The organism is Methylobacterium sp. R2-1 (assembly GCF_014191355.1).
Taxonomy (GTDB): Bacteria; Pseudomonadota; Alphaproteobacteria; order Rhizobiales; family Beijerinckiaceae; genus Methylobacterium.
Genome location: NZ_JACHWM010000007.1, coordinates 65452 through 87600, shown reverse-complemented (window position 1 = coordinate 87600; position 22149 = coordinate 65452). Strand labels below are relative to the sequence as shown.

The window sequence follows — 22149 nt, the reverse complement described above, 5'->3', positions numbered from 1 at the left end:
TGCTCGGTAGAGCACCCGGCCGGCAGCGAACGATCGCCATCCGGTGACGCAGGGGGTGGATGCCGGGCCGAAAGCGGCCCCCCGCCCAACGGCTACCGGCTGCCCTCCGGTCGCTCCGACGAATTCTCCTTCTCCGTCGTTGCCTCGGGCTGGCCCAGAAATTCGGCGAGGTAACCCTTCCACAGGCTCGCGAAGCGCAGCGACTGGTGGCCGTGCGTCTCGGGCGAGGTCGGGACCAGCACGAAGCGGCCGTCCTTCACTCGGGCCAGCGCCGCGTTCATCACGTCGAGCTGGGGCGGGTTCAGTTCGTCGTCGGCGAAGTTCACCGCGAGCACCTTCGCGGTGATTTTTTCCAGGTCCGGTGAGGGGTCGTAATCGTAGGAGGAGTCGAACCAGTATAGCCAATCGTTGGCGTCGGCCTTGTTCTCGTAGCCGGCGATCATCTTGTCGTAGGCCTTGTCGGCCGCAGCGCGGGTCGGCGCCTGCTTCTGCAGGCCGAGCACGCTCTCGGTCATGATGTTGAAGATCGGCAGGATGCGGCCGAAGTGGCGCGGCTGCTCGGTGTATTCGCCGCCCTTCCAATCGGGATCGGTGCGGATGCCCTCGATCAGGAGGCGCCGCCAGAGGGCGTTGCGCCCGCTCACCGGGATCGGCTGGCTCGCCACCGCCATCAGCAGGTCCATGCTGCCGGGATAGCGCTCGCCCCACATCCAGGCCTGCATCCCGCCCATGGAGGTGCCGAGTACGAGGCGCAGATGCTTGACCCCGAGCGCCTCGGTGACGACCCGGTGCTGACTCTCCACGACGTCGCCGTAGCCGTAGCGGGGGAAGCGCGCCTTCAGGCCGTCGGAGGGCTTCGCGGAGCCGCCGCGGCCGAGCCCGTCGGGCAGGATCACGTACCAGCGCCGGGCATCGAGCGGCGCGCCTTCGCCGAACAGCTCCGGCCCGAGCGTCGGGATCAGGAAGCTCTTTCCGGTGCCGGTGGTGCCGTGCAGGACGAGCACGGCGTTGTCGATCTCGCCATCCGCGCCGCGGTGCGGCGTGCCGAGGGTGGTGTAGTGCAGCTTGACCTTGTCCAGGCTCTCGCCGCTGGCGAACTTGAAGTTCTCGACGACGTGGTCGCCCTCCTGCTGGCCCGGATAGGCGGCGGCCGGGGCGGCGAGGACCGGGGCCGGCGCGAGGCCGACGGCGAGCGGTGTCAGCGCCATCGCCGTGACCAGAAGCGCTGTGCGAAGCGAGCGTATCCGAGCACCCATCAAGCGTTCTCCTCGACCCATCCGAACGAGCGTTCCACCGCTCGCCCCCAGCCAGCGAAGAGTGCCCGACGTTCATCCGCCTCGATACGCGGATGCCAGCGTTTGTCCACGGCCCAGTTATCGCGAAGATCTTCGAGCGTTTTCCAAAATCCTGTGGCGAGGCCGGCGGCGTAGGCCGCGCCGAGGGCCGTCGTCTCCGAGACCTTCGGGCGCAGGGTCGGCCGGTCGAGGATGTCGGCCTGGAACTGCATCAGGAGGTCGTTGACGGTCATGCCGCCATCGCAGCGCAGTTCGGCAATCGGACAACCGGAATCTTGCTCCATCGCCTCCAGCACCTCGCGGGTCTGGTAGGCGGTGGCCTCCAGGCAGGCGCGGGCGATGTGGCCTCGATTGGCGTAGCGGGTCAGGCCGATGATCAGGCCGCGGGCATCGTCACGCCAGTGCGGGGCGTAGAGGCCGGAGAAGGCCGGCACCACGTAGACGCCGCCATTGTCCTCGACGCTGCGGGCCAGCCCCTCGATCTCGTTCGAAGCGCCGATCAGCCCGAGATTGTCGCGCAGCCACTGCACCAGGGCGCCGGTGATGGCGATGGAGCCTTCGAGCGCGTAGGCGGGTGGGCGCCCGTCGAGCTGATAGGCCACGGTGGTGATGAGCCCGGCGCTCGAGGCGACGGGCTCAGGACCGGTGTTCATCAGGGCGAAGCAGCCGGTGCCGTAGGTGTTCTTGGCCTCGCCCGCCGAAAAGCAGGTCTGCCCGAACAGGGCCGCCTGCTGGTCGCCGAGAATCCCGCCGACCGGCACGCCGGGGAACGGCGCGCGCGCTTCCCCGCACACGCCGCCCGAGGCGACGATCTTGGGCAGCACCGCCCGCGGGATGCGGAACACGCCGAGCATCGAATCGTCCCAGTCGAGGGTCGCCAGCGACATCAGCTGCGTGCGGCTGGCATTGGTCACGTCGGTGACGTGCAGGCCGCCATCCGGACCGCCGGTGAGGTTCCAGACGAGCCAGGAATCGATCGTGCCGAACAGGGCGGTGCCGTCCTCGGCGAGCGCCCGCGCCCCGTCGACATGGTCGAGCAGCCACGCAAGCTTGGAGGCGGAAAAGTAGCTCGCCAGCGGCAGGCCGGTGACGGCGCGGAAGCGGTCGCGGCCGCCGTCGCGGGCGAGCGCGGCGACGTGCCGGTCGGTGCGGGTGTCCTGCCAGACGAGGGCGTGGTGCAGCGGCTCGCCGGTGCGGCGGTCCCACAGCACGGCGGTCTCGCGCTGGTTGGTGATGCCGATGGCGGCCAGATCCCGCGGTTCCAGCCCGGCACGGGCCAGCCCCTCGCGCATCACCGCGTGGGTGTTGCGCCAGATCTCCCGCGGGTCGTGCTCGACCCAGCCGGGACGGGGGAAGATCTGCTCGTGCTCGCGCTGGGCCTGCGCCAGGATGGTACCCCGGCGGTCGAACACGATGAAGCGCGTGCTCGTGGTGCCCTGGTCGATCGCCCCAACCGCATCCGGCATGGCTTCTCTCCCGGCATTCCTCGCGTCCGGGATTTTTTTAGCCCGGCTCGACGCCGATCCTACACGAGGCCGGGTCCGCCGGAACCGGTCAGCTCGCTCGCGCGTGCTCCAACTGGGTCGGGGTGTTTTGGGCACCCATCTGGCGGGCCATGTCGGCGGCGTTCATCCCCGAGGCGTCGCGCCTTGACGGATCGGCACCGTGGGCGAGCAGCAGGTCGACGATCTCGGTGCGGTCGAACATCGCGGCCACCATCAGCGCAGTGCGGGTGCCGTCGCCGGCTCCGTCGACCTGAGCCCCATTTTCCAGGAGCAGCCGGACGATGTCGGCATCGCCCTTGAACGCGGCGCCGGCCAGCGGGGTCTGGCCGCGGTCGTTGGCGAGTTCCGGGTCCCCCCCGGCCTCGAGGATCACGCGGGCCGTCGCCGCCTGGCCGTTATAGGCGGCGAGCATCAAGAGGCTGTCGCCCTTGTCGTTGCGCAGGTTCGCCGGCAGCCCCTGCCCGAACAGCTCGGCCAATTCGTCGGCATGGCCCATCCGGGCGTACTGGAAGACCCGCGCGGCGAAGGCGAGCGTCTCGTCGTCGAGGGCGGGGGGCGCGGCGTTCGGATCGGCCTGCATCGGGATCTTTTTTGAGGCTTCGTGACGGGTTCGGTTCCGTGCATGTGGCGTTTCCCGCGGCTGCGTCCAGCCTGACCGTCGGGAAGGCAGGGCCGAGCCCCGGCGTTACGCGGCTTGCGGCACCGCGGGCGGGTTCAGCCCGCCGAACCGCCGGTCGCGGGCGGTAAAATCGGCGAGGGCCGCGGCGAGGTCGGCGGCGCCGAAATCGGGCCACATCCGCTCGGTGAAGTGCAGCTCCGCATAGGCCGCCTCCCAGAGCAGGAAGTCGGAGAGCCGCTTCTCGCCGCCCGTTCGGATCAGGAGATCGACGTCGCCTTGCCCGCACAAAGCCGCGCTCATGCCCTCGCGGCTCAAGCCCTCCGCCCCGAGCCGGGCCGCCGCCGCGAGGATGGCGTCGCGCGAGGAGTAATCGACGGCGATGCGCAGATGCAGCCGGTCACCCGAAGCGGTCGCCGCCTCGGCCCGCTCGATCGCTTCCGGGATGCCGGGAGGCAGGCGGTCGCGGCGGCCGATCACCGTGAGGCGGGTGCCGCTGCGGGCGAGCCGCTCCGTCTCGCCGCGCAGATAGGCCCGCAGCAGCCGCATCAGCCCGCCGACCTCCTCGGCCGGACGGCGCCAGTTGTCGCTGGAGAAGGCGTAGAGCGTCAGCGTGCCGATGCCGAGAGCGGGGGCGGCCTCCGCCACCCTCTGGATCGTCTTGACGCCTGCGCGGTGGCCCGCGCCCCGGGGCAGGCCGCGGGCGCTCGCCCAGCGACCGTTGCCGTCCATGATGATCGCCGCGTGCAGTGCTGATCTGCGATCGAGAGGGCTTTGCATCGTAAAGTCTCCGGGCGAGGTGCGGGACAGGCGGGGGATGCGGCGTTCGACGGGATGTCGGTGAGGCGGTCGTCAGACCGGTTCGGCGAGGCCGGAGCGGTCGTGGCCGGCCGGCCGGTCGTCGGCCTGGGATCGGCCGGCAGAATTCTGCGGTCGGCCCGCGGCTTGAGCGGCGTCGCGCACCACCTGCTCCAGCACCCCGAGATAGTCGAGGAAGCGGGTGCGTCCGGAGGGTGTCAGGCGGCAGAGGGTCTGCGGCCGGTTCTGGTCGTAGCCCTTCTCCAGGCTGACGAGGTCGGCCTCCTGCAGCACGGCGAGGTGGCGGCTGAGATTGCCGTCGGTGAGCCCGCACAGGCGCTTGAGATCGGGGAAGGCGAGGCCGCGGGGATGCGAGACCAGGGAGGTCAGCACCGACAGCCGCGCCCGCTCGTGGATGAGCCGGTCGAGCCCCTCGTAGGAGAAGCGGGCGTCAGGGCGATCAGAGGTCGGCATCGGCGTCTCCGTCGTCAGATCCGTCAGCTTGGCCCGAATGGCGATGGATGATGATGGCGAGCAGCCCCTGGCCCACCGCGAAGGGCACGCCCATCAGCCAGGGCGAGAGGTGGCGCGTCTCGCTGGCGAGCGCCAGCACGGTGAGGCCGGCGAGCAGGTACCACGCCCCCGCCAGCGGCACGGTGCGGGGCAGGATGCGGGCGGAGGCGAACAGGCCGAGCCCGACCAGAACCTGCCACAGACCCGGCAGCATCCAGAGCTGGTCCGGCGCGAAGCGGGCGAAGACGAGGCCCAGGCAGAGGCCCGCCCCGCCGGCGGGCAGAAAACCTTCGATGGCGCTGAACACCATCGCGTCGGCGAGCCCCGAATGGACCCGACGCGAGCGGCGCACCGCCTCGAAGCCGATCAGGAGGCAGGCGGTGACGGCGGCGGCCACCCACAGGCCGAAGAAGGCGACCGGCCGCGAGGTCGGCTCGTCGAGCAACAGGTCCTGGGCGCCCGCGACGACGAGGGCGAGAGCGCCGGTCGCGGCGAGCGTCGCCGCACCGAGGCCGCGGAACGCGGTGTCCCGCGCGATCTGCATCCGGATCGCGACGATGTCGGCCAGGGCCTTGTCGAGGTCGCCGTGGGTGTCACGCATGGAGGCTGTCTTCCCGCGTCAAGGCGCTTTGCATCGCAAAGTACACGCGGGCGCAGAGCCGTCAAGCGGGAACTGTCAGGCTTCCGGGGCTATCGCCTGAAAGCGATCACCCTCGTTTTTTGCCGGCCTCAATCGCCGGCACCCGCTTCCGCGGACAGTCTCGGCTCCTTGGGCTTTCGCTCCGCTCGATGCTTTTCAGGACCGATGCCCTGAAAAGCCCGTTTCGCGCGGCGCTCTTCGCGCGATGGTCCTGGTCAGGCTTCTGCCCGAAGTCCTGCGAGGTCGAGGCGTTGGGTGACCATGGCGAGATCGCCCTGCCCGTCCCGCGGCCACTCGGCCTCCGGCCGGTCGCGGTACAGCTCGACCCCGTTCCCGTCGGGATCGCGCAGGTAGAGCGCCTCGGACACGCCGTGGTCGCTGGCGCCGTCGAGCGGGATGCCGGCCCTCTCGACCCGGCGCAGGGCGTCGGCCAGGGCGGCCCGGGTCGGGTAGAGGATCGCGAGATGGTAGAGGCCGGTATGGCCGGGCGGCGGCGGCGAGCCGCCCGCACTCTCCCAAGTGTTGAGGCCGATATGGTGGTGGTAGCCGCCGGCCGAGACGAAGGCGGCCCGGGTGCCGTAGCGTTGCATCAGCGCGAAGCCGAGCACGCCGCAATAGAAGTCCAGGGCCCGTTCGAGGTCCGCCACCTTGAGGTGGACGTGGCCGATGCGGGTCTCAGGATGGATCGGTTCGCTCACGGTGGCTCTCCTCGCCAAGTCTCGTCACGCTGTCTCGTCACGCTGTCTCGTCACGCACGCCTCAGGGCGTAGGCGCCGTCGCCGAGTCCGGCCTGGACGAGGAGCATCACCGCCCAGAAACCGGCGAACTCCCAGCCGCCGCCCGGATTCTGGGCGAAGAAGCCGTTGGCGCCGTGCACGGTGACGATGGCGCCGATCAGGACCGGGACCAGGGCCAGGGCGACGAAGCGGGCATAGAGGCCGAGGATCAGGGCGAGGCCGCCCGCGGCTTCCACGGCGATCACCGCGTAGCCGAGGGCGGGCGGCAGGCCGAGGGAGCCGAAGAAGGCGGCCGTGCCGGCGGGGGTGAACACGAACAGCTTCAGTCCGGCATGGGCCAGGAACAGGCCGCCGAGGGTGAGGCGCAGTAGCAGGGCGGCGTAGGGGGCGGTGCGGGCGTCGGTCATGGCTCGGGGTCCGGTCGTTTCGATCTGCGCCGCGGTGACGGCGGTTGCGATGACCGGACCATGCCTCACCCGGTCGATTGCGATAATCCGCCTTCTCTGCCATTCACTTCACCCTGAGAGAGTGAGGTGCGCGTGCTCGACCGCGTGACGGGAATGCAGGTCTTCGCCCGGGTGGCCGCGCTCGGCAGCTTCTCGGCCGCCGGTCGGGCGCTCGGCCTGTCGCAGACCGGGGTGACCAAGCACGTGGCGGCGCTGGAGGCGCGGCTCGGTACGCGGCTCCTGCACCGGACGACGCGTCGGCTCACGCTCACCGAGACCGGCCGGAGCTATCTCGAGGCCTGCGAGCGCATCCTCGCCGAGATTGCGGAGGCCGAGGCGGCGGTCGGCGCGGAAGGGGTGGAGGCGCACGGGACCTTGCGGCTCAACGTGCCGCTCTCCTTCGGCGTGCGGGAGATCGCCCCGGCACTCGCGGCCTTCTCCGCCGCGCACCCGGCGCTGACGATCGAACTCGGCCTCAACGACCGGCGGGTCGATCTGATCGAGGAGGGATGGGATCTCGCCGTGCGGATCGGGACGCTCGCGGATTCGAACCTGATCGCGCGGCGCCTCGCCTCCAGCCGAATCGTGGTCTGCGCCGCACCGAGCTATCTCGACCGGCACGGCACGCCGCGCGCCCCCGAGGCGCTGAAGGACCATAACTGCCTCGGCTACACCCTGTCCGATTCCAGCGGCTGGCGCTTCGGAGTGCAGGCCTACCCGGTCTCCGGCACCCTGCGGGCGCCGAACGGCGCCGCCCTGGTGGCCGCGGCCGTGGCCGGCCTGGGGCTGGTCTACCAGCCGACCTTCCTGGTGGCGGAAGCCCTGCGCGCCGGCCGCCTCGTCGCCCTCGACCTCGGCGCCCCCTGCCCAACCCTGCCGATCCACGCCCTGATGCCGCCGGGCCGCCGCCCGGCCAAGACGCGCGCCTTCGTCGATTTCCTGGCGGATCGCTTCGCGGGGGAGCCGGCCTGGGAACGGGGTCTGCCGGAGGCGGTGCGGGGTGAGGGCGATGCCCGTTTCAGCCGGCAGCCGCCTCGACCAGCCGCGGCAGATCCGCCTCGGCCTCGCGGAGGCTGACCGTTTTCGTGACGGTCTCCCTCATGTGAGGACGCTCCGGAGCTCGGTCGGGCCCAATACGGCCGCAAGCGCGTCGATTCTGGGTTCTCCGACACTCTTCCTGAGACCGCCCGACGGGCCCATATTGCCGTCATGCCCGCACCCAAAAAACCGCGCGTGAGCCCGGCTCAGGCGACTGCCGAGGTGACCTCCAAGGCGACCTCGAAGGCGACCTCGAAGGCGACCTCCAAGACGTCGGCGAAGGCCGATCGGCCCGAATTGATACCGCTCGACGAGCATCTCGCCGCGCTGCTCAACCCTGCGCTTAACCGCAACCGCCCGAAGGTGGTCGAGCCCGTGCCTCGGCCCGAGCCGGCCCGGAAGGGACGCGGATCCAAGGGGGAAGCGAAGGCTTACAAGAAAATCGCGCAGGACGGTTTCGCCGAGGCCCCGCAGGCGGGCTTCGCCATCGGCGACGCGGCCGACGTCGATCCGCGGCTGGCCCAGGCGCTCGGCCTCGTCCCGCCCGATGACGGTCCGGCGCCCGAAGCCGCGCCCGAGACGGACGCGCCGTCGCTCGCCACGGAAGGCGTCTCGGCCACCGTCGAGGCGCTGGAGCGCCTGCTCACCGAGGGCAACCCGCTGTTCAAGAACGGCGAGGCCTGGGTGCCGCACCGGCCCGAGCGCCCGGCCAAGTCGGAGGGCGGCGTCAAGTTCACGCTGAAATCCGACTTCACGCCGGCCGGCGACCAGCCCAGGGCCATCGCCGAACTGGTGGAGGGTATCAAAACCGCCGAGCGCGATCAGGTTCTGCTCGGCGTCACGGGTTCGGGAAAGACCTTCACGATGGCCAAGGTCATCGAGGAGACGCAGCGCCCCGCCCTCATCCTCGCGCCGAACAAGACGCTTGCCGCGCAGCTCTACGGTGAGTTCAAGAGTTTTTTTCCAGATAATGCCGTAGAGTATTTCGTTTCATACTACGACTATTACCAGCCCGAGGCCTACGTCCCGAGATCCGACACCTTCATCGAGAAGGAATCGTCGATCAACGAGCAGATCGACCGGATGCGCCACTCCGCCACCCGTGCCCTGCTGGAGCGGGACGACGTCATCATCGTCGCCTCGGTCTCGTGCATCTACGGTATCGGTTCGGTCGAGACCTACACGGCGATGTCGTTCACCGTCAGCTTGGGCGAGCGGATCGAGCAGCGCCAGCTCATCGCCGACCTCGTGGCGCTGCAGTACAAGCGCATCCAGTCGGATTTCGCCCGCGGCACGTTCCGAGTGCGCGGCGACGTGATCGAGCTGTGGCCGGCCCACTTGGAGGATCGCGGCTGGCGCATCGGCCTGTTCGGCGACGAGGTGGAATCCATCGTCGAGTTCGATCCGCTCACGGGCAAGAAGCTCAACGAGCTGAAGTTCGTCAAAGTCTACGCCAACTCGCACTACGTCACGCCGCGCCCGACGCTGCAGCAGGCGATCAAGGGCATCAAGACCGAGCTGAAGCTGCGCGTCGAGGAGCTGACCCGGATGGGCCGGTTGATCGAGGCGCAGCGGCTGGAGCAGCGCTGTACCTTCGACATCGAGATGATCGAGGCCACCGGCGCCTGCAACGGCATCGAGAATTATTCGCGCTACCTGACGGGGCGGAAGCCCGGCGAGCCGCCGCCGACCCTGTTCGAGTACCTGCCCGACAATGCCCTCGTCTTCACCGACGAGAGCCACGTCACGGTGCCGCAGATCGGCGGCATGTATCGCGGCGACTTCCGCCGCAAGGCGACACTCGCCGAGTACGGCTTCCGTCTGCCCTCCTGCCTCGACAACCGCCCCCTGCGCTTCGAGGAATGGGACGCGATGCGGCCCCAGTCGGTCCACGTCTCGGCGACGCCCGGCAAGTGGGAAATGGAGCGCACGGCGGGCGTCTTCGCCGAGCAGGTGATCCGCCCCACCGGCCTCGTCGATCCGGTGATCGAGATCCGCCCGGCCCGCTCCCAGGTCGACGACCTGTTGGGCGAGGTGAAGGAGGTGGCAGCCGCCGGCTACCGCACGCTGGTGACGACGCTGACCAAGCGCATGGCCGAGGATCTCACCGAGTACCTGCACGAGAACTCGGTGCGGGTGCGCTACATGCACTCCGACATCGACACCCTGGAGCGCATCGAGATCATCCGGGATCTCCGGCTCGGCGCCTTCGATGTGCTGATCGGCATCAACCTGCTGCGCGAGGGCCTCGACATCCCCGAATGCGCGCTGGTGGCCATTCTCGACGCCGACAAGGAAGGCTTTCTGCGCTCCGAGACCTCGCTGATCCAGACCATCGGCCGCGCGGCGCGCAACGCCGATGCGCGCTGCATCCTCTACGCGGACAACATCACCGGCTCGATGGAACGGGCGATGGCCGAGACCGAGCGGCGGCGCCAGAAGCAACTCGCCTACAACGCCGAGCACGGCATCACGCCGCAATCGGTCAAGCGCGGCATCAGTGACATCCTCGAGAGCGTGTACGAGCGCGACCATGTCCGCGTCGATACGGGGCTCGCCAAGGACGCGATCACCGTCGGCCACAACCTGAAGGCCGTCATGGCCGATCTCGAGAAGCGGATGCGTGCCGCCGCCGCCGATCTCGACTTCGAGGAGGCGGCGCGGCTTCGCGATGAGCTGAAGCGGCTCCAGGCGACCGAGCTCATGGTCTCCGACGATCCCATGGCGCGTCAGAGCGACGTCGAGCGCGAGGCCGGCCGCTACGGGCAGAAGGGCAGCCGCATCTCGAAGCCCACCCTCGACAATATGGGCCCCGGCACCGACCGCGAATTGCCCGCCGGGGCCGTGTCCTGGCAGGAGCGGCCCAAGGCGCGCTCGACGCAGGGGCTCGGCGGCCAGAAGCCCCGCTACAAGGGCGGCGGCGGGCGCAAGCGGGGATGAGGCTGCCGCGCCAAAACCTCAACGAGCGGAACCTCCCATAGCGGAACCTTGGCCATCGACTGGGATTGGCTCTTCAGATCCTGCAACCGCCGGGTTGCTCCGCCGTGAGCCCGGCCGGCGGCGGGAAGCCTCGAACGGAGCCGACCGATGCGATCCCCCTCCCCCCTCAGCCGGGCCGCTCTGGGCGCCCTTCTCGGCAGCCTGATCCTGTCCGCGCCGGCGCTCGCCCAGAGCGCGGCCAACCCCAACGACCAGCCCACCGCCGGCACCCTGCCCTCCGGCACCGAGACTTTGCGCGGCAACGAGCGCTCCGCCAACCGGCCGACCGGCGAGGTCTCGCCTCCGAGCGCGATCCGCCCCTCGACCACGGTGGTGCCGGAGGGCCGGGGAAGCGGCAAGACCGTGCGCACCAACCCGTCCGATCACCTCTCGAAGCCGTTTCGTTCGAGCTACGAGAACTGACCCGCAACCCCATCCCGACACTCGCCGTTGGACCGACACGGCCGCCGCGGGCGGCGTGAACCGGCGGGAGAAGAGGCATGGGGCTGCTCGATCAGGTCATCGGCGGGGTCGTCGGACAGGTGTTCGGGGGCGGGCGCGGCGGGGCGCTGGCTTCGCCGGTGGTGAAGGCACTGCTCATGCTGCTGCTCGCCAAGGGCGCGAGCGGCGGCCTCGGCGGCATCCTGGGGCGGGGGCGGGACGAGGGCGGCGGCCATCCTCTGCCGGGTCCGGGCGCCGACGATGGCGATTTCGGCGGGTTCAACCAGGGCCGGCGCAGCGGTCCGCCCGCGCGCGGCGACGAGGCCGGCGGCGGTTTCAGCGACCTCGCGGGCATGCTCGACGGTCCCGACGACGGTGCGTCCGGTAGCCGCTCGCCCGGCGAAGGCCCCTATGCCGGGCTCGACCGTGAACCGCAGGACGGCAGCGGCGCGGCCGCGGGCGGGCTCGACGGCCTGATCCAGAGCTTCGAGCGGAGCGGTCTCGGCGACGTGATCGGCTCGTGGATCGGCCACGGCCCTAACCGCGAAATCGCGCCGAACCGCCTCGCCGACGCCCTGGGCCCGAACACCCTCGACAGCTTGAGTCGCGAGACCGGTCTGCCGCGCGAGGATCTGCTCGCGCAACTGGCCCAGGCCCTGCCCGGCGTGATCGACGCGCTTACGCCGCAGGGCCGGGCACCGAGCCGCGAGGAACGCGGCGGCTGGTGAGGCCGCAGAAGGAATCCGCCATGGCCTACGAGCTGCACTACTGGCCGATGATCCCCGGTCGCGGCGAGTTCGTGCGGCTTGCCCTCGAACAGGCCGGGGCGGATTACGTCGATGTCGCCCGCCGGCCCGAAGAGCAGGGCGGCGGCATCGCGGCGATGATGGACCGCCTGGAGGACGAGCCGATCCGCCCGCCCTTCGCCCCGCCCTTCCTCAAGGACGGCGACCGCGTGATCGGCCAGACCGCGGCGATCCTGCTCTATCTCGGGCCGCGTCTCGGCCTCGTCGGGGCGGACGAGGCCGACCGGATCTGGACGCACCAGATCCAGCTCACGATCGCCGACATGGTAGCGGAGGCGCACGACACCCATCACCCGGTCGGCGTCGGCCTGTACTACGAAGACCAGCGGCCGGAGGCACGCCGTCGCGCCGGGGATTTCTGCGAGAACCGCATCCCGAAATTCGTGAACTGGTTCGAGCGCGTGCTCGCTCGCAACCCGGCGGGACCCGTGAACTTAGTGGGCGGCACGATCAGCTACGCCGACACCTCGCTGTTCCAGCTCGTGGAGGGCCTGCGCTACGCCTTTCCCAGGGCAGCGGCCCGCGCGCTCGCGCAGACGCCGCACGTCGTCGCCCACGCGGAGCGGATCCGACAATTACCGCGCATCGCGGCCTACCGTTCCAGCGAGCGGTGCCTTCCCTTCAACGAAGAGGGCATCTTCCGGCACTACCCGGAACTTGATTTCGGCTGACCTCTCGTCGCTCACCCATTGGCCTGTGACAGCGGTGTGAAGGCTGTTTTCCAGCTGAACGGCCGCGCTTGTGCCGGCTGGCGGCATGCTACATGTGCGAGCGTGAGCATGCCCGAAAGTCTCCCCACCACCGAAGAACCGAGCGTCGAACCGGCACGCTTTCGGATCGCGGAGCCGTTGCGGGCGGCTCAGGACGCCCTCGCCCGGGCGCAGGACGCCGCCGGGATCGGCGTGTTCACCCTCGATTTGCGCGCGGGCGTTCTGCACCCGAGCCCCGCCTTCTGCCGTCTGCACGGCCTGGAGGTGCGCGAGCGTTATCCCGTCGCCGCGCTCATCGAGCAGCTCGGGGCGGCTGATGCCGCGGCAATTCCCGTGGGCGATGGGCTGGCCGACGAGGCGGTCTACCGCATCCGTGATCCGCTGACCGGCGCACCGCGCTGGATCGCCCGCACCCTCGAGATTGAGCGCGATGCGGACGGCGCGGCCGTGCGGCTCGCGGGCGTGGTGCGGGACGTGACCGAGCAGCGGGCCCAGGGCACGGCGCTCGCCGAGAGCGAGCAGCACTATCGCACGCTGTTCGAGCAGATGGATGAGGGCTACTCCGTCATCGAGTTCATCGACGGCCCGCACGGCCCCCTGAGCGACTACGTCCACGTCACCGCCAACCGCGCCTACGCCCAGCATGCCGGCATCGAGAACGTGGCGGGCAAGCGCCTGCGCGAGATCGTCGGCGAGGAGGCCGAGGGCTGGCTCGCCCTCTACGGCGACGTCCTGCGTACCGGCCGGCCGATCCGCGTCCAGCGCGAGCTGGTCGCGACGGGACGCTACCTCGAACTCGCGGCCTTCCGCATCGAGCCGCCCTCGCGCCGGCAGGTGGCGGTGCTGTTCCAGGACATCACCGCACGGCGGCGCGTGGAGCACCTGCTCCAGTCCAAGGCCGCCGACCTGGAGGCGGAGGTGGTGGCGCAAAGGCGCGACCGCGACCGCGTCTGGACGCTCTCGCCGGTCCTCAAGGTCGTGGCCACTCCCGACGGGCGCATCGAGGCAGTGAACCCTTCGTGGAGCCGGACCCTCGGCTGGTCACCGGCCGAGACGGTCGGGCGCCATGTCCCCGGCTTCTTCGCACCCGAGGAGCGCGCGGTGGCCGATGCGGCGCTGGAACGGCTCGCGGCCGGCGCCTCGACCGATCTCGAACTGACCTGCCAGACCAAGGACGGCGGCACCTGCCGGGTGCTCTGGACCATCGTGCCCGCCGACGGCCTGCTCTACGGCTTCGGCCGCGACATCACCGAGCAGCGCCACACGGAAGAGGCTCTGCGCCAGTCGCAGAAGCTGGAGGCGGTAGGCCAGCTTACCGGAGGCGTGGCCCACGACTTCAACAACCTGCTGACCATCATCCGCTCCTCGGTCGAGTTCCTGCGCCGGCCCGACCTCGCGCCCGAGCGCACGCGCCGCTACCTCGACGCCGTCTCCGACACCGTGGACCGGGCGGCGAAGCTGACGGGTCAGCTCCTCGCCTTCGCCCGGCGGCAGGCGCTCAAGCCCGAAACCTTCGACGTCGGCGAGCGGCTGCGCAGCATCTCGGAGATGCTCGATTCGGTGACCGGCGCGCGCATCCGCGTGGTCACCGACCTGCCCGGCGCGCCCTGCTACGTGCGCGCCGATGCGAGCCAGTTCGAGACAGCGCTGGTTAACATGGCGGTCAATGCCCGCGACGCCATGGACGGCGAGGGCCGCCTGACGCTGCGCCTCGACGGCGGCGTGCCGATGCCGCCGATCCGCGGTCATGCCGGCGCGGTCGGGCCCTTCGTCGCGGTCTCGGTCGTGGATACCGGCACCGGCATCGCCGGTGCCGACCTCGCCCGCATCTTCGAGCCGTTCTTCACCACCAAGGAGGTCGGCCGGGGCACGGGGCTCGGCCTCTCCCAGGTGATCGGCTTCGCCAAGCAATCGGGCGGGGACGTGGAGGTGTGGAGCCGCGCGGGCGAGGGCACCACCTTCACCCTCTACCTGCCCGAGGTCGCCGCCCCCCTCGAAGCCCCCGCCCCCGCCGGACCGGGGCCGGATACCGGCGGCGAGGCGCATCTGCGGATCCTCGTGGTCGAGGACAATCTCGAAGTCGGCCGCTTCTGCACGCAGATCCTGGAGGAACTCGGCCACCAGCCGGTCTGGGCCGAGAACGCCGAGGCGGCCCTGGTTGAGCTGGAGCGCACCGAGACGCCGTTCGAGGCGGTCTTTTCCGACGTCGTGATGCCCGGCATGGGCGGCATCGCGCTCGCCCGCCTCCTGCGCGAGCAGCGCCCGGATCTGCCGGTCGTCCTCACCTCCGGCTACAGCCACGTGCTGGCGCAGGACGACGCGCACGGCTTCGAGCTGCTGCGCAAGCCCTACTCGGCGGCGGAGCTGGGGCGGGTGCTGCGGGAGATGGTGGGCCGGCGCGCGAAGCGGGAGATGGCGTCGCGCTGATGGCCGGAGCCGGGCACGCGGCAATCCTTCCCGGGAGGCTGCATCGAGGCGGACCGCGCCCGGCCGTTGGTGCAGCCACGCGCATCGGCGCTCACTCGCTCGACCGATCGAGGGTGCCGAAACCGTTCGCGTTCAGCGCATCGAGCGTCACGGCGGTGGCCTTGCCGTCGCTTCCGACGGCGAAACGGATGGCCGAGGGGTTGTCCGGTGCTTCCGCTTCCGGAAAGCAGAGGAAGAGATCGCGATCGAAGTGCCGCAACGGATAGGTCCGCGCCCCGCCGGGCCCGACCGTCAGGGTCAGGCGACCATCGATCTGCGCCACCTCGGCGTTGCCGACATACGCGTTGGCGTAACGCCCCGTATAAGCCGACAGGGGAAGGGACGCCGAGGCATTCGCCGGAGGCCGGCCATAGACGGCGCGGTTCGCCGACGCGCTCGGCCCGAACATGCTTGTGTAGGTTTCGCCCCAATCCTTCAGCCAGTCCTTGCGGATCCGGCCGTCGAAGACGAGGTCCGCGAAGCTGTCGGCCAATCCCTCCGGGACGCCTGTCGGGAAGGCGTTCGTCAGCAGGACGATGCCGAGCTTCGCGTCCGGATGGATCGAGACGAGGGTCTGCGCGCCGACGCTGAAAGCGCCGGCATGCCCCCAGACGAGGCCGTGACGGCCATACTCGATGTTCCAGCCCAGGCCGTAGAAGGAGGCGCCTCCGGTCACGGGATTGGTGCCGCGTGCCGTGAGCGGCACATGCGTCTGAGCGAGAGCCGCGCCGGCAACGCGTTGCGTGCGCTCGAACAGGCCGTTTCCGATTTGGAGCTGCATCCAGCGGGCGAGGTCGCGGACATTCGAGCTGACGCCGCCGGCCGGCGCCTGCGCGTCGGGATCGCGTCTGATACCGGCAGTCCAGACGCCATCGCGTCTGACGTGGAGTGCGGCACGGTCGATGCGCGTCAGGAAGTCTTCATGCCTCGTGCTCGTGGATGTCATCCCTAGGGGGCCGAAGAGCTTTTCTCGAGCCACGACATCCCACGGCTTGCCGGTCGGTCCGGCGGCGGCCACGACCCCCTCGGTGAAACCGAAATTGCTGTAGGCGTAACCCGCACGGAAGCTGGAGGACGGTGGCACGAGGCGCAGCCTGCGAAGGATGTCGTCGCGCCCGTATCCGATCCCCTCGAGATCATCCCCGGCGCTGCCCGGCAACCCGCTGCGGTGGTTGAGGAAATCGCGCACCGTGACCTGCGAGGCCGGATAGGGCTCGTGAAGCCGGAAGCCGGGGTCGAGATCGGCGACGCGCGAATTCCAGCCGACGACACCCTCGCTCACGAGGGCGGCCACGAAGGTCGAGGTGACGGGCTTGGACAGGGACGCGACCTGAAACACCGTATCCGGGCCGACCAAGTCGGGCTTTCCGACTTCCCGGCGGCCGAAGCCTTTCAGGAAAAGCGTCTCGTCGCCGTAGACGACCGCAATCGCGAGGCCCGGCACGTCGCCCGCATCGATAGCCTGCTGCGCCAGCGCTTCGAGGGCCGGCAATCTCGCCTCGACCTGCGCACGGGTGGCGGCTTGACCGAACGCGCTTGCGGGACAGCCCGCCATGACGCCGAGCGTGAGACAGACCTGCGCGATGCGCCGATGGGATCGAAGCCGCTGCATCTGATCTTCGATCCCATCAAGGACGGCTCGGGCAAAGAGAATCGCGCCGAGGCCGCCTCCAAACTGATCGCCGCGACAATCGCTGACAAGCCGAAATCAGTCGTTCGGATAGAAGGGGGATCACACTGGACTTGGGCCGTCTCGTCTTCGGTGTCGGCCTGCAAGGCGAGGGTGCGTCGAGACAGGGCCACCTCGGATAAAAACAAGAACGGTTTGCCGCAGGTCCATGACGAGGGCTGGGGATCGGCACCGCGGTCGCCGGTCCCGAGGCCCGGCCTCGTCCGATCGGCCGCCTGCCCCTCACGCCGCCAGACGCGGAAACACCAGCGTTTGATGCAGCGCCACGCCGGCCGTCACGCCGTCGGCCGAAGCCCAGGCCACGCTGTGCGGAGACCGTGCCGCGTCCCCGGCCGCGTAGACACCGGGAACTGTCGTCTCCTTCATCGCATCGGTGCGGATCACCGGCCCGAGCATGCCCTCATCCACGGCGCAGCCGAGTTGTTCGGCGAGCGGGCTGTTCAGGCGGTACCGGGGGCCGACGAAGAGGGCATCCAGCAGGATCGTCCGGCCATCTGCCATGACGAGCCCCGACAGGGCACGTCCCTCGCCCGCGAGCGCCCGGACCGGGCTGGGTTCGATCCCGACATTGCGGGCGGCGAGCCGCGCGCAGGCGTCCGCATCTGGTGCCGGTCCCCCGTTCAGGAAGAGGGTGGTCGGCCCCCATTCCGCGACCAGTTCGGCCTGATGGACCGATATGGCGCCGGCAAACAGCACGCCGAGGACGCGCCCGGAAAACTCGAAGCCGTGGCAGTAGGGGCAGTGCAGCACGCTCGCGCCCCAGCGCTCCGCCAGTCCGGGAAGGTCGGGCAGGATATCGCTGATGCCGAAGGCAAGAACGAGCTTGGACGCCGCGAGCCGTTGCCCCCCGGCCAGCGAGACGGCGAAACCGTCGCCTTGCGCCTGGGCCGACACCGCCTCCCCGGTGATGAAGGTCGCGTTCGGGTAGCTAGCGAGCTGCGCGCGGGCGGTCGCGATCATCGCCAGGGGATTTTCGCCGTCCTGCGCAAAGAAGCCGTGCGAAGCAGCGGCAAACCGGTTGCGGGGCGCGCCGGCATCGATGACGCAGACCCTGCGGCGCCCTCGGGCGATGTAGAGCGCTGCGGAGAGGCCAGCGAAGCTGCCGCCGACGATGATCGCATCATACCGCATGGGCCGTCTCCAGGTTGAAGTCGCCGCCGCGCGCCGCGAGGCGGGCATGGAAGTCGGCACTGAGCGTGGCGAGCGTGACCCGGCCGAGCTGCGCCATCAGAAGCGCCTCCGCCTCGCGGAAGCTCTCGTCCATCGCGGCATTGACCGCCTGTTCGACGAGGCAGCCGGGCGCCTCGCTCCGGTTGCCCATGGCGAAGATTTCGGGCGCGCCGAGCGCGTCGTAGATGTCGCGCAGGGTGACGGCCTCGAAATCGCAGGCGATCCGCCAGCCGCCGCCATGCCCCTTCTCCGAGTGGACGTAACCCCGGTCGCGCAGGCCCGCCATGATGCGCCGGACCACGACGGGATTGGTCTGCATCACGCCGGCCAGGAACTCGGAGGTCACCGGCCCTTCGATCTCGGCCATGTGCAGGAGCACGTGGAGGACGCCCGAAAGCTTGCTGTCTCGCCTCATGTAACTTTACATGTTTCATGACCGAGCAGCTGTCAAGCGCGTTGGGTGGCATGCCCCCGAACGCAAGAAGGCTCGCCTCCCGGCGAGCCTTCCTCATTTCACGTCGCCCGGTCACCGACCGGGCAATGTCGGACAATCACAGAAACTACGGCTGCCCGGCGGGCTTGTTCGCAGCGGGCGGGTTGGTCGGCGCCGTGGTCTGGCCGGCGGCCGGCGGGGTTGCGGGCGGCGTCGCGGGGGCAGTGGTCGTGGTGTTGGCCGGAGGCGTGGTCGTGCCCGTGGTATCCTTCTTCTCGTCCTTACAGGCCGCGAGGCCGAGGGCGAGCAGGCCGAGAATCGGGAGCAGCTTGATGGCGCGCATGGTGTTCCTCCGTGTCGTTAGGCCCTTCGGAAGGCCGCCGCGGACGGCCGGCAAACCGGAAGAGCGGAAACGGGCTTTGCCGTGTTGTGGCAAAGCTGAGAACGCATTGCGGCCCTGAACCGTTCAACATTCGCGCGGCGCGTGACCTGAAGAGCGGAGAATGAGCGTCGAATTTCAAGCAAACATAAGCGGGATGAAACCGGCGGCTCCGTCGTGCAGACCTTACCGCGCCGGCAGGACTTGGCAGGTCTCGCAGAAGAAGGTCGAGCGTCCGCCCTGCACGATCCGCCCGACCCGCCCGGCGCAACCCTTGGTCGGGCAGGCATGGCCCACCCGGTCGTAGACGCGGAACCCGTGCTGGAAGGCGCCGCGCTCCCCGTCCGGACGGGCGTAGTCGCGCAAGGTTGAGCCGCCGGCCGCCACCGCCTCGGTCAGCACGGCCTTGATCTCCTTGACGAGTTTCTTCGCCTTCGGCGTCGGCGAACCGTCGGGCTTGGCGAGCGCGCCTGCCGGCAGGGCCGGGTGGAGGCCCGAGCGGTGCAGCGCCTCGCAGACATAGATGTTGCCCAGTCCCGCGATCAGGCGCTGGTCGAGCAGCGCCGCCTTCAGCGGCGTGATCTTTCTCGCGAACAGGCGCGCAAGCACCGCCGCGTCGAGGGCGTCGGAGAGCGGCTCGACGCCCATGCCGGCGAAATGGCGGCAGGTTTCGAGGTCGCGCGTCGCCACGAGGTCCATGAAGCCGAAGCGGCGGGTGTCGTTGTAGGTCACGGTGGCGCCGTTGGCGAAGGCCATCACCACGTGGTCGTGCTTGGGCTGGCCCAGCGCCCCTTCGAGGTAGAAGTCGCCCGGCGAGAGATTCGAGCCGTCGGGCAGCCGCACGTCGAAACGCCCGCTCATGCCGAGATGCAGGATCAGGCTCTCGCCGGAATCGAGATGCGCCGTCAGGTATTTGGCCCGGCGCACCAGTTCGAGAACGGTGGCGCCCTCCAGCCGCTCGGCGAAGCGCTCGGGGAAGGGGAAGCGCAGATTCGGCCGGCGCAGGATGACGCGGGAGACGCGCGCACCGACCATCGCGGGGGCCAAGCCTCGGCGTACGGTCTCGACTTCGGGCAGTTCGGGCATGGTCGCGAGCGAAAAGCGGCGGAGGACAAGAGAGAGGACAAGAGAGCTGTAGCGCCCTCCCCGCCCCCGGCGCGAGCCCCGCCGGACCGTACCGGGTGGCCACGGTGTCGCGCTTCCGGCAAAGCTTCCCCGGGAACCGTTGTCAGGGCTAACGGCTTGCTCCCGGCCAAGGTCCTTTCGGCGCGCCTCTCTGGCCGGACCGGCCTCCCCTCCGGTGAGAGCGCGTCAGCCGGTCGTCGGAGTCAGCACGGCATGAGCGCCCACCCCTACCGGTTCGGGATCGAGGAAGAGTATTTCCTCGCCGACGCCGAGACCCGCGGCACGCCGCGCCGCTCGGTCAAGCCGTTCCATCAGGCGGCCGGTGAGCGTCTGCCGGAGATCGGGCGCGAACTGCTGCAATGCCAGGTCGAGGTCTGCACCCCGCCCTCCACGGCGTTCGCAGCCGCCCATGCCGCCCTGCTGGAGCAGCGGCAGGCATTGGCGGATCTGGGCCGCGAGCACGGGCTCCTCGTCTTCGCCGCCGGCACCCACCCCATCGCCGATTGGGCGCGGCAATTGCCGACCAAGGGTGACCGCTACCGCGGCATCCTGCGCGACGTGGGGCTCGCCGGGCGGCGCAGCCTGATCTGCGGCATGCACGTCCATGTCGAGGTCGCCGACCCCGACCGGCGCGTGGCGCTGATGGACCGGCTGCTGCCGTTCCAACCCCTGCTCTTGGCCCTCTCTGTCTCCTCGCCGTTCTGGCAGGGCAAGCCGACGGGGCTCGCCGCCTACCGTCTCAGTGCCTTCGGCGAGTTGCCCCGCACCGGCCTGCCCGACCTGATGGGCGACGCGGCGGCTTACGAGCGCTACGTGCGCATCATGACCAATGCCGGCTCGATCCAGGATGCGAGCTTCCTGTGGTGGTCCCTGCGCCCCTCGATCAAGTTCCCGACGCTCGAGCTGCGCATCGCCGATTCCTGCACGCGGCTCGCCGACGCCATCGTGGTGGCGGCGCTGTTCCGCTGCCTCGTGCGGCTGGTCGAGCGCCGGCCCGACATCAATGCGGGGCTCACCGGCGTCTCGCGGGCGATCGCGGCGGAGAACCTGTGGCGGGCCCAGCGCAGCGGGATCGAGGCCGAGCTGATCGATGAGGCGTCCGAGCAGGCGTTCTCCTTCGAGACCTCCCTCGACACGCTGCTCGCGCTGATCGCGGAGGATGCCGAGGCGCTGGGCTGCACCGAGGAGGTCGCCGATGCCCGCCGCATCCTGCGCGAGGGCACCAGCGCCGACCGACAGATCACCGCCTTCGAGGCGACCCGCGGCGGCGACACCAGCAACCGCCAAGCCCTCGACGCGGTGGTGGACTGGCTCGCCGAGACCACGCGCGACGGGTGAGGGTCAGAGCATTGTCCCGAAAGGTGGTCGCCGGCTTTCGGAAAACGACGATGCCGGAACAAGCGGCGAGCGCACCGTCCCGGATCTGACGTTCAGGACGGTGCGCTAGCCGAACAGCCCGGCGAGGTTCACCAGGCTCAAGCTCGCGATCAGGAGCCCCACCACGACCATCAGCACCCGCGCCGGGATCACCCGCACCAACAAGGCAGCGATCGGCGCGGCGAACAGTCCGCCGACGACGAGGCCGGCGATGGTGGTCCAGTGGGTCAGCCCGCCGAGCAGGGTCAAGGACAGGCCGCTCGCCAGCGCGACGAAGAACTCCGCCGCGTTGACCGAGCCGATCGAGGTGCGCGGGTCCTGCCCGGCACCGACCAGCGTCGTCGTCACCACCGGCCCCCACCCGCCGCCACCGATTGCATCGACGAAGCCGCCGCCGAGCGCCAGCGGCACCACGGCGCGTGGCGGCTCGCGGCGGGTCTTCAGGGTGCGGAACGCCTTCGACAGGATGGTGAGCCCCATCACGAGCAGGTAGACCGAGACGAACGGCTTGATCACCTCGCCATCGACCGAGGTGAGAAGGGTCGCGCCCGCCACTGCGCCGATCACACCGGGGATGAGCAGGCGCCGGAACAGCGCCCCGTCCACGTTGCCGAGCCGCCAGTGCGAGAGGCCGGAGAAGGCGGTGGTGAAGATCTCGGCGACATGCACCGAGGCCGCTGCCGGTGGCACCCCGGTGGAGAGCAGGAAGGTGGTCGAGGTGATGCCATAGGCCATGCCGAGCGCGCCATCGACGGTCTGCGCCGCGAGCCCGACCGCGACGGCGGTCCAGAAGCCGCGGCTCGTCAGCCCCTCGGTCACTGCGTGGACCGAGCCGGCATCCAGGCCATACGCGAGCAGGGGCAGCGCCGCCGCAGCGATCACGACCAAGGCAACGAGCCCCATGAGAGCGAGCGTGCGCGGCGTGGTGCGCTTCGTCAGCCGCACGGCTGCGGCGGAAGACGGCCCGGCCATCGGGAGAAGATCC

At 70.0% G+C, this 22149-nt stretch carries 21 protein-coding genes; 7 read left to right on the top strand and 14 right to left on the bottom strand.

From position 1 onward, the window contains the following. Nucleotides 1-92 precede the first annotated feature (92 nt). From FHU13_RS11745 to FHU13_RS11710, 8 genes are all read right to left on the bottom strand, one after another. Nucleotides 93-1256 (bottom strand): alpha/beta fold hydrolase, encoded by a 1164-nt coding sequence (locus FHU13_RS11745; RefSeq protein ID WP_183436048.1) that lies wholly within the window; start codon nt 1254-1256, stop codon nt 93-95. Then, nucleotides 1256-2761, bottom strand: a complete 1506-nt coding sequence (gene glpK / locus FHU13_RS11740; protein ID WP_183436046.1) for a glycerol kinase GlpK — start codon at nt 2759-2761, stop codon at nt 1256-1258. Before glpK ends, FHU13_RS11745 begins: the two co-directional genes overlap by 1 nt. An 88-nt stretch (nt 2762-2849) precedes the next feature. Further along, nucleotides 2850-3380: an ankyrin repeat domain-containing protein gene (locus FHU13_RS11735; RefSeq protein ID WP_183436044.1), complete on the bottom strand. Its 531-nt coding sequence runs from the start codon at nt 3378-3380 to the stop codon at nt 2850-2852. 105 nt (nt 3381-3485) lie between these two features. Further along, the gene (locus tag FHU13_RS11730; RefSeq protein WP_183436043.1) at nt 3486-4196 is read right to left on the bottom strand and encodes a di-trans,poly-cis-decaprenylcistransferase; all 711 of its coding nucleotides are present in this window, start codon (nt 4194-4196) and stop codon (nt 3486-3488) included. Nucleotides 4197-4268: 72 nt separating this feature from the next. Continuing rightward, complete coding sequence (locus tag FHU13_RS11725) at nt 4269-4688, bottom strand: transcriptional regulator (RefSeq protein ID WP_183436041.1); 420 nt, start codon at nt 4686-4688, stop codon at nt 4269-4271. Next, nucleotides 4675-5328, bottom strand: a complete 654-nt coding sequence (locus tag FHU13_RS11720; RefSeq protein ID WP_183436039.1) for a hypothetical protein — start codon at nt 5326-5328, stop codon at nt 4675-4677. The genes FHU13_RS11725 and FHU13_RS11720 overlap by 14 nt, the downstream gene beginning before the upstream one ends. A 254-nt stretch (nt 5329-5582) precedes the next feature. Then, on the bottom strand, nt 5583-6065 hold the full coding sequence (locus FHU13_RS11715; RefSeq protein WP_183436037.1) for a VOC family protein: 483 nt from the start codon (nt 6063-6065) through the stop codon (nt 5583-5585). Between the two features lie 50 nt (nt 6066-6115). Next, the gene (locus tag FHU13_RS11710; RefSeq protein WP_183436036.1) at nt 6116-6511 is read right to left on the bottom strand and encodes a DoxX family protein; all 396 of its coding nucleotides are present in this window, start codon (nt 6509-6511) and stop codon (nt 6116-6118) included. A gap of 132 nt (nt 6512-6643) precedes the next feature. Here FHU13_RS11710 and FHU13_RS11705 point away from each other — a divergent pair, with 132 nt between their 5' ends. From FHU13_RS11705 to FHU13_RS11680, 6 genes are all read left to right on the top strand, one after another. Beyond that, nucleotides 6644-7627 carry a LysR family transcriptional regulator gene (locus FHU13_RS11705; protein ID WP_312889583.1) on the top strand — a complete coding sequence of 328 codons (984 nt, stop codon included), beginning with the start codon at nt 6644-6646 and terminating at the stop codon, nt 7625-7627. 132 nt (nt 7628-7759) lie between these two features. Further along, the gene (uvrB, locus tag FHU13_RS11700; RefSeq protein ID WP_183436034.1) at nt 7760-10528 is read left to right on the top strand and encodes an excinuclease ABC subunit UvrB; all 2769 of its coding nucleotides are present in this window, start codon (nt 7760-7762) and stop codon (nt 10526-10528) included. A gap of 147 nt (nt 10529-10675) precedes the next feature. Then, the gene (locus FHU13_RS11695) at nt 10676-10990 is read left to right on the top strand and encodes a hypothetical protein (protein ID WP_183436032.1); all 315 of its coding nucleotides are present in this window, start codon (nt 10676-10678) and stop codon (nt 10988-10990) included. A 77-nt stretch (nt 10991-11067) separates the two neighbouring features. Continuing rightward, nucleotides 11068-11736 (top strand): YidB family protein, encoded by a 669-nt coding sequence (locus FHU13_RS11690; RefSeq protein ID WP_183436030.1) that lies wholly within the window; start codon nt 11068-11070, stop codon nt 11734-11736. 20 nt (nt 11737-11756) lie between these two features. Further along, nucleotides 11757-12485 (top strand): glutathione S-transferase family protein, encoded by a 729-nt coding sequence (locus FHU13_RS11685; RefSeq protein WP_183436028.1) that lies wholly within the window; start codon nt 11757-11759, stop codon nt 12483-12485. Between the two features lie 108 nt (nt 12486-12593). Then, complete coding sequence (locus tag FHU13_RS11680; protein ID WP_183436026.1) at nt 12594-14951, top strand: PAS domain-containing sensor histidine kinase; 2358 nt, start codon at nt 12594-12596, stop codon at nt 14949-14951. 91 nt (nt 14952-15042) lie between these two features. On the opposite strand, the gene FHU13_RS11675 is transcribed toward FHU13_RS11680, so the two are convergent. The 5 genes from FHU13_RS11675 to mutM form a co-directional block, all read right to left on the bottom strand. After that, nucleotides 15043-16602, bottom strand: coding sequence for a serine hydrolase (locus FHU13_RS11675; RefSeq protein WP_183436024.1), 1560 nt, complete (start codon nt 16600-16602; stop codon nt 15043-15045). A gap of 300 nt (nt 16603-16902) precedes the next feature. Beyond that, entirely contained in the window at nt 16903-17811 is a 909-nt protein-coding gene (locus tag FHU13_RS11670; RefSeq protein ID WP_183436023.1) for an NAD(P)/FAD-dependent oxidoreductase, read from the bottom strand. Next, the gene (locus tag FHU13_RS11665; RefSeq protein ID WP_183436021.1) at nt 17801-18265 is read right to left on the bottom strand and encodes an Rrf2 family transcriptional regulator; all 465 of its coding nucleotides are present in this window, start codon (nt 18263-18265) and stop codon (nt 17801-17803) included. The genes FHU13_RS11670 and FHU13_RS11665 overlap by 11 nt, the downstream gene beginning before the upstream one ends. Before the next feature lie 145 nt (nt 18266-18410). After that, complete coding sequence (locus FHU13_RS11660; protein WP_183436018.1) at nt 18411-18626, bottom strand: hypothetical protein; 216 nt, start codon at nt 18624-18626, stop codon at nt 18411-18413. Nucleotides 18627-18848: 222 nt separating this feature from the next. Further along, entirely contained in the window at nt 18849-19748 is a 900-nt protein-coding gene (gene mutM / locus FHU13_RS11655; protein ID WP_183436017.1) for a bifunctional DNA-formamidopyrimidine glycosylase/DNA-(apurinic or apyrimidinic site) lyase, read from the bottom strand. Between the two features lie 252 nt (nt 19749-20000). Here mutM and FHU13_RS11650 point away from each other — a divergent pair, with 252 nt between their 5' ends. Continuing rightward, nucleotides 20001-21125: a carboxylate-amine ligase gene (locus tag FHU13_RS11650; RefSeq protein WP_183436015.1), complete on the top strand. Its 1125-nt coding sequence runs from the start codon at nt 20001-20003 to the stop codon at nt 21123-21125. 105 nt (nt 21126-21230) lie between these two features. Here FHU13_RS11650 and FHU13_RS11645 read toward each other — a convergent pair whose 3' ends face one another. Next, nucleotides 21231-22136: a sulfite exporter TauE/SafE family protein gene (locus FHU13_RS11645; protein WP_183436014.1), complete on the bottom strand. Its 906-nt coding sequence runs from the start codon at nt 22134-22136 to the stop codon at nt 21231-21233. Nucleotides 22137-22149: the final 13 nt, after the last annotated feature.

What these genes read in the sequence shown, in the direction of transcription:
- FHU13_RS11745 (WP_183436048.1), bottom strand. Translation starts at nt 1,256, where the DNA reads ATGGGTGCTCGGATACGCTCGCTTCGCACAGCGCTTCTGGTCACGGCG.
- glpK (WP_183436046.1), bottom strand. Translation starts at nt 2,761, where the DNA reads ATGCCGGATGCGGTTGGGGCGATCGACCAGGGCACCACGAGCACGCGC.
- FHU13_RS11735 (WP_183436044.1), bottom strand. Translation starts at nt 3,380, where the DNA reads ATGCAGGCCGATCCGAACGCCGCGCCCCCCGCCCTCGACGACGAGACG.
- FHU13_RS11730 (WP_183436043.1), bottom strand. Translation starts at nt 4,196, where the DNA reads ATGCAAAGCCCTCTCGATCGCAGATCAGCACTGCACGCGGCGATCATC.
- FHU13_RS11725 (WP_183436041.1), bottom strand. Translation starts at nt 4,688, where the DNA reads ATGCCGACCTCTGATCGCCCTGACGCCCGCTTCTCCTACGAGGGGCTC.
- FHU13_RS11720 (WP_183436039.1), bottom strand. Translation starts at nt 5,328, where the DNA reads ATGCGTGACACCCACGGCGACCTCGACAAGGCCCTGGCCGACATCGTC.
- FHU13_RS11710 (WP_183436036.1), bottom strand. Translation starts at nt 6,511, where the DNA reads ATGACCGACGCCCGCACCGCCCCCTACGCCGCCCTGCTACTGCGCCTC.
- uvrB (WP_183436034.1), top strand. Translation starts at nt 7,760, where the DNA reads ATGCCCGCACCCAAAAAACCGCGCGTGAGCCCGGCTCAGGCGACTGCC.
- FHU13_RS11695 (WP_183436032.1), top strand. Translation starts at nt 10,676, where the DNA reads ATGCGATCCCCCTCCCCCCTCAGCCGGGCCGCTCTGGGCGCCCTTCTC.
- FHU13_RS11690 (WP_183436030.1), top strand. Translation starts at nt 11,068, where the DNA reads ATGGGGCTGCTCGATCAGGTCATCGGCGGGGTCGTCGGACAGGTGTTC.
- FHU13_RS11685 (WP_183436028.1), top strand. Translation starts at nt 11,757, where the DNA reads ATGGCCTACGAGCTGCACTACTGGCCGATGATCCCCGGTCGCGGCGAG.
- FHU13_RS11680 (WP_183436026.1), top strand. Translation starts at nt 12,594, where the DNA reads ATGCCCGAAAGTCTCCCCACCACCGAAGAACCGAGCGTCGAACCGGCA.
- FHU13_RS11675 (WP_183436024.1), bottom strand. Translation starts at nt 16,602, where the DNA reads ATGCAGCGGCTTCGATCCCATCGGCGCATCGCGCAGGTCTGTCTCACG.
- FHU13_RS11670 (WP_183436023.1), bottom strand. Translation starts at nt 17,811, where the DNA reads ATGCGGTATGATGCGATCATCGTCGGCGGCAGCTTCGCTGGCCTCTCC.
- FHU13_RS11665 (WP_183436021.1), bottom strand. Translation starts at nt 18,265, where the DNA reads ATGAGGCGAGACAGCAAGCTTTCGGGCGTCCTCCACGTGCTCCTGCAC.
- FHU13_RS11660 (WP_183436018.1), bottom strand. Translation starts at nt 18,626, where the DNA reads ATGCGCGCCATCAAGCTGCTCCCGATTCTCGGCCTGCTCGCCCTCGGC.
- mutM (WP_183436017.1), bottom strand. Translation starts at nt 19,748, where the DNA reads ATGCCCGAACTGCCCGAAGTCGAGACCGTACGCCGAGGCTTGGCCCCC.
- FHU13_RS11650 (WP_183436015.1), top strand. Translation starts at nt 20,001, where the DNA reads ATGAGCGCCCACCCCTACCGGTTCGGGATCGAGGAAGAGTATTTCCTC.
- FHU13_RS11645 (WP_183436014.1), bottom strand. Translation starts at nt 22,136, where the DNA reads ATGGCCGGGCCGTCTTCCGCCGCAGCCGTGCGGCTGACGAAGCGCACC.